This window comes from Nostoc sp. 2RC, assembly GCF_014222165.1.
In the GTDB taxonomy this organism is placed as follows: domain Bacteria; phylum Cyanobacteriota; class Cyanobacteriia; order Cyanobacteriales; family Nostocaceae; genus Nostoc; species Nostoc linckia.
The window spans coordinates 1-5,992 of sequence record NZ_JACKZU010000452.1; the positions used below are offsets into that span (position 1 = coordinate 1).

A 5,992-nucleotide genomic window follows, 5' to 3' on the forward strand; every position below is an offset into this window, starting at 1 on the left:
GTATTGGATGCTTGTTATTAGCGATATATCAAATAATATTAAATGATTCAATTACTATTTGTCCGAATCTTAAGGAAAATATTAATATAAATTTGTCAATTGTTAAATCTTTCAGTTGTGGTGAAAAGTCTTTAATATCAGGGTCTATTTTAAGTGACAAAAGCAAGGGTATAGAGGCTTATAAGAGCAATAATTATAACAAGGCTATTGAATTATTTGAAGAAGCGAGAAAGAAAGAGCCAAACGATCCTGAAACATTGATATATCTTAATAATGCCAGAGTTGAAAAAGATAAAAAACCAGCTTATACAATTGCTGTAGTAGTTCCTATAAGTAGCAACCTTTACACTTCGTTACAAATATTGAGGGGAGTTGCTCAAGCTCAAAACGAGTTGTGGGAAAAAGAAGGATATGAGTCTAAGATTGGGCTGAAATTAATGATAGCGGATGATGCAAACGACGTTAATCGAGCTAAGCAAATTGCAAACATTTTGATACAACAGAAGCATATACTCGCAGTAGTAGGTCATTATGCCAGCGATCTGACTCTTAATACAAGGGACATTTATGAAAATGGCCAGTTAGTATCGGTTTCTCCTGGGAGTACTTCCACAGAACTTCCACGTCCAAACGATCGTTTTTTCTTCCGTACAATACCCTCTCTTCAAAGAAATACTACAGGTGTAGCACGATATTTAGACAGGAAACAAATTAATAAAATAGCAGTTTTTCATAATCCATCTAGTCAATTCAGTAAATCATTTTTCAGTGAATTAAAAAATATTTTTCATGATTTTAAAATAGATATTAAAAATGATGATGAAGAAAGAGATTTTCATTTATCTAACCCTTTTTTTAAATCAAGTGAAGCTATTAAAAAAGCAATTAATAGAGGTGTTAAAGCCTTTATTTTGATTCCAGATGGAGGAACCACGAACTATAGCATACCTAATGCCCTAAAATTAATCAAAGCTAGTCGTAATTATAATTATTTTGATAATAATTTTGTGATGGTAGGAGCAAATACCCTTTTCAGAGATGAAACACTTCTATTAGGTGAAGATGTTGTAGGTCGTTTAGTGGTGACTACTCCGTGGATACAAACAACAGTTTCTAAATCCAATTTTGCTAATAAAGCTAAAGAATTATGGCGAGGTAGAGAAATTAGTCCTTGGACTGTGACGGCTTATGATGCTGCTAAAGTCTTGATTCAAGCCTTATTTGTAAATCAAGAAGATAATCCAACACGTCTCACGTTACGAGATAGCTTGATAAATCCTAGAGTTAAACCTAAAGGTGCTGATGAGACCTTTATTGAGTTTGAGAATGGTAATCGTAAAAAACCAGAGGTCGAATTAGCCAAAATTGTCAAGTTGGAGTGTTCTGAGTTCGGCTACAGTTTCGTTCCTGAAGAATATCAAGAACAGGAAATAAAACAGTTAGAGGCTAGTTGCAACTGATGATTTATTTAATCACAGAATTATCATTGAAAGTTTTAATTTCCAAAATTTAGAAGCACTTGGGGAAGCTTTGTTAGATTTTACAACAATTGATGATTTGCTCAATTGGCTACAAGCACATCTCAATGAAACTGAAAATTAGTTGTCGCATTTTTTAAAGTTAGCGTTTGAGTCGATGAAGTGCGATCGCTTAACTCAGGCATAATATTTTAGATATTAAACTTCGTCAGGATTTATTCGTATTTTTGCTGTTCTTGTTCTAATTGGGATGTTAATAATTACCTACCAGAACACAAATTGCGTTCGCTTTTCATTACTTTTTGGTTAGTCTGCAAATAATCATGCAGCAAATCGCAACCCCGTGCCAGCAATTTATTGAGTTCGATATCTGCTAAATCTTGGAAAATCACTGTACCACTGGCGCTTCCCACAGCTAAAGTCCTACCATCAGGACTGAAACTGATGCTGGTTAACTCGTCTTTATAACCTTTTAAAGCAATCAACAATGTACCATCGCGCTTCCAAATTCTCACTTTGTCATCGCTGGAAGCTGCTAGAGTCTTTCCATCTGGACTAAAGCTAACACTGATAAAACTATCACCATCCCCACTGAGATTACTTAGCAACTCACCGTCTCGATTCCAAATTTTCACTGTGCTATCAATACTAACGGAGGCGAGAATTTGGCTATCAGGTGACCAAGCTACCCCATTTACCCGGCGGCTATGGCCAGTCAAGGTTTGTATTAATTCGCCCTCTTGACTCCATAGTTTCACTGTTTTATCATCACTGGCTGAAGCTAGGAATTTACCATCGGGACTAAAACTGACCCAGTTAACTGCATCTTGATGTCCTTGCAAGGTGTTAAGCAGTATACCGTTACGATTCCAAAGCTTTACTGTTTGATCTTTACTCGCTGAGGCAATTACTTGACCATCAGGCGACCAAGCTACAGCCAAGACTGTATTATTATGACCTTGTAAACTATGCAGCAATTGACCGCCCTGACTCCACAACTTTACTGTTTGATCTTTACTCGCTGAGGCAATTACTTGACCATCAGGACTAAAACTAACGCCCCAAACTTCACTTTGATGCCCAGTGAAAGTACGGAATAATTTACCTTCTCGATTGAACAATTTTACAGTTTTGTCTCGACTGGCTGCGGCTAAAGTGCGGCCTCCAGGGCTAAAACTGATACTAGTCAGCCAATCATTGTTATCAGTTTTGGGTTTTCGCACTAGCACATCGTCCCAACGCCAGAGTTTAATCGTTTTATCCCGACTTGCAGAAGCCAGGGTGCGACCGTCTGGGCTAAAACTAACGCTATTCACCCAATTATTATGTCCCCTGAGGGTACCGAGCAATACACCTTGAGAACTCCAAAGTTTCAGGGTTTCGTCGGTACTTGCAGAGGCGATGGTGTTACCATCAGGGCTGAAACTAACGCTGGTAACTCCTGCACTGTGTCCTGATAAAGTTCTCAGGAGTTTACCTTCTAAGTTCCACAATTTGATGGTCTGGTCTAAACTAGCGGAAGCTATTGTTTGACCATTGGGCGACCAAGCAACACTCAAGACTGCATCGTTATGACCTGGAAGGGTTTTGAGTAACTCACCGTCCCGACTCCAAAGCTTGATAGTATTGTCAGCACTCCCGGAAGCAATGGTTTGTCCATCAGGCGACCAAGCGACGCTTAAAACTGCACTGCTGTGTCCGTTTAAGGTTTTGAGTAATTTACCATCCTGAGTCCAAAGTTTTATCGTTTTGTCTGTACTGGCGGAAGCGATAAGTTGACCATCAGGACTAAAACTCACACTATTCACCACAGCTTGATGTCCCAAGAGAGTGGTTAGTAGTTTACCGTCCTGGTTCCAGAGTTTTACTGTTTTATCTTGACTGGCGGAAGCAATAATTTGAGCGTCGGGACTGAAACTGATGCTATTGACTACATCTTCATGTCCTGACAAAGTTTTGACTAAGCTACCATCAAGACGCCAGAGTTTAATTGTAGTGTCTGCACTGGCTGAGGCAATTAAATTCCGTTGGCGGCTAAATATAACACTATTTACCCCAGATATATGCCCGTCGAAACGATTATATTCTCTTACCCCCGAAACCGCTTGATAAAGTGCTGTTAGTACTTGTTCTCTGGTATTGGAATCTACCCAAATTGTTTGTTGTAATTTTTTCCCGGCTTTTAAAGCTTCTTTTAAAGCATCAATACCTTTTTGGGAAGCAAATAAAGCTTCACTGGATACACTCAAAGTTTTAATTTCGCTATCTATTGCCGTAACGATAGAAACACTCAAACCAAATATCGCCAATACAGAAGCAGTCAAGGCAATTTTCAGAGAACGATTTAATTTCGCTTCGCTGAGTCTTCGTTTTTCTTGACTTTCTGCGAGTTTAGCGGTTAATTCTTTTTCTTTGAGTTCAGCCCGCAATCGTTCTATTTCTAGCTGACTTAATTCTTCGCGCTTTTGTAACTCCCGCAATTCTGTTAATAAACCCAATCCCTGTTGGGGATGAGTATCTATTAATTTGGTTGGCTGTCTTTTTTGGCTCAATTCGCTTTTGAGTCGCTCAATTTCCGCTTGACTTTGTTCTACTTTTTGGCGTAGTTGGTTGAGTTGGACTTGTAAGCTTGATTCTTGTTGTTGCAAGTAGCGAATTAAATCTACTAAATAATCATGAATTAGTTGATAGCGTTCTGGCACGTCAGGAAAGAGAACCACTAAGCCAGAACGAACTAAAATATCTAAAATTAACTCTAATTTGCTAGCATCTTCCAACTCTGTGAGTTGTGCGGCTAATTCAGCGCGAGTTTTAAACGGTCGATTATTGCTTTCATCGGTTAATAAATATAAAATCAATAAAGCTGCTCGTTCATTTTCTGGGCCGCAGTCTTTAATTAATTCTTTAATATATCGTTCGATTAATTTGTTTGGTCTATAAGGCTGATATTGTTCCAAGGTGGTAATTCGTTCATCTTGAATTTGCGCCCCCACAACTTGCAATTCAATGGGGCGCACTTCTCCAAATTCTGTGGATAAATCTGCAATCAGGGCATCAATTAAAGCTGGCTCTAGGTTTAACTGAGAACGCTCCGTTAATTTTTGGATAATTACTTTGGCATATTCTGGCGAGAAATTATTTAACTGATAGCGGATATGTTTATCTAGAATATTGTGATTAATTGCTTCCAAAGCAGCAAGATGCTTGAAGTCTAATAAACGATGTAAATAATCTTCTCTTAAAGAAAGAATCACCTTGACAAAAGGTATCTGGAGACAATCGCTAATAAATTTATCAAATGCTTGCTTTTGATGGCGATCGCTATATCCAAAGAAAAATTCTTCAAACTGGTCAAAAATTAAAACTGTGATTAAATGATTCTCGGCATTTTTTTCTAATTGTTGTAAAATATTGACGATGCCAGGCGCAATAAATTCCGGCAAAACTTTAGGTTCAATGACCGCTTCTACTTTAATCTGAGACATAGCCTCAGTTAAAGATTTGCCTAATTCCTTAACCCAATCTGTATAAACTTGCAGCACCACAGGTACAGCAATTTGATCGCCAATAGCTCGATTTTGCAATGCTGGAACTAAACCCGCCGTTACTGTAGAACTCTTACCTACTCCGGACTGACCGTGAATTACTGTTAACTTTTGGTCAGCACGGCCAATTCTACCAATTAAATTATTAATATCTCGTTCTCGACCAGAAGCTGCAATTTCTAAAGCAACACTGCTACTCCCAGCAGGTGACATTAATGCCGGGTTTGTTGCTTGTCTTTGGGGTTGCAAACGTCCCGCACCAATAAAAGCTCGAAAACCATACTGTTGTTCCACAGAACGGCGTTTTTGACGAATGTAATAAGCTTCTAGATATCGCCCTTCTGCAAAATAAAGCGATCGCAATGTCCGCAACAAGCGAATATAACGATGGGCATCATATTGATGAGCGCTGTATTCTAACGCTTCTGGCAGTTCTTTTGTAGCCTTTTCTAAATATGCACGGGCGACTTCTTCCTCGCCTAAATTTCGCTGGGCTTTAGCTAATATTAAATAATAAATTTGCGCCAATAGTAAAGGAAATAAACAGTCATAAGGGTCATTTTGTTTTTGTGCCTCAGCTAATTTTAGCAGCGATACATGCGCTAAAATACTCGCCTGTACCCAACGTGATTGCTGTACAGCTACTTGTGCCAGAAAGCCATAATCACAAGCAAGTTGAATTTGATTCCCATAAATTTGATGCAATTCCAAAGACCTTTGAGCCACAATTTGTAATTGTTCCCAGTCTTGGAGATTTTGCAAAACTTCAGCCAGTTGACCAATAAATTCAGCAACTATATTTAGACACCCAACTATTTCTAAAATATTCAAACATTGCTGAAAATCAGATTTTGCCGCTAACCAGTGACGGCGGCTTTCCACTTGATTTTGCTCAGCTAAACGACAACTACATAACCCCAGATAAAACAGCAAAACTCCCTGTCTGATAACTAGGGGAGAGGGGGGAGA

3 protein-coding genes are annotated in these 5,992 nt (G+C 38.7%); 2 read left to right on the top strand and 1 reads right to left on the bottom strand.

Going from position 1 to position 5,992, the window contains the following annotated elements; translation table 11 throughout:
- Together GNE10_RS31080 and GNE10_RS31085 are read left to right on the top strand one after the other, a co-directional pair.
- A partial coding sequence (locus tag GNE10_RS31080) for an ABC transporter substrate-binding protein (RefSeq protein WP_185569722.1) occupies positions 1 to 1,460 on the top strand: 1,460 nt, incomplete at its 5' end.
- A gap of 25 nt (positions 1,461 to 1,485) precedes the next feature.
- Positions 1,486 to 1,602, top strand: coding sequence for a DUF4351 domain-containing protein (locus tag GNE10_RS31085; protein ID WP_397326711.1), 117 nt, complete (start codon positions 1,486 to 1,488; stop codon positions 1,600 to 1,602).
- Positions 1,603 to 1,738: 136 nt separating this feature from the next.
- Here the strand turns inward: GNE10_RS31085 and GNE10_RS31090 are convergent.
- A partial coding sequence (locus tag GNE10_RS31090) for an eIF2A-related protein (RefSeq protein ID WP_185569724.1) occupies positions 1,739 to 5,992 on the bottom strand: 4,254 nt, incomplete at its 5' end.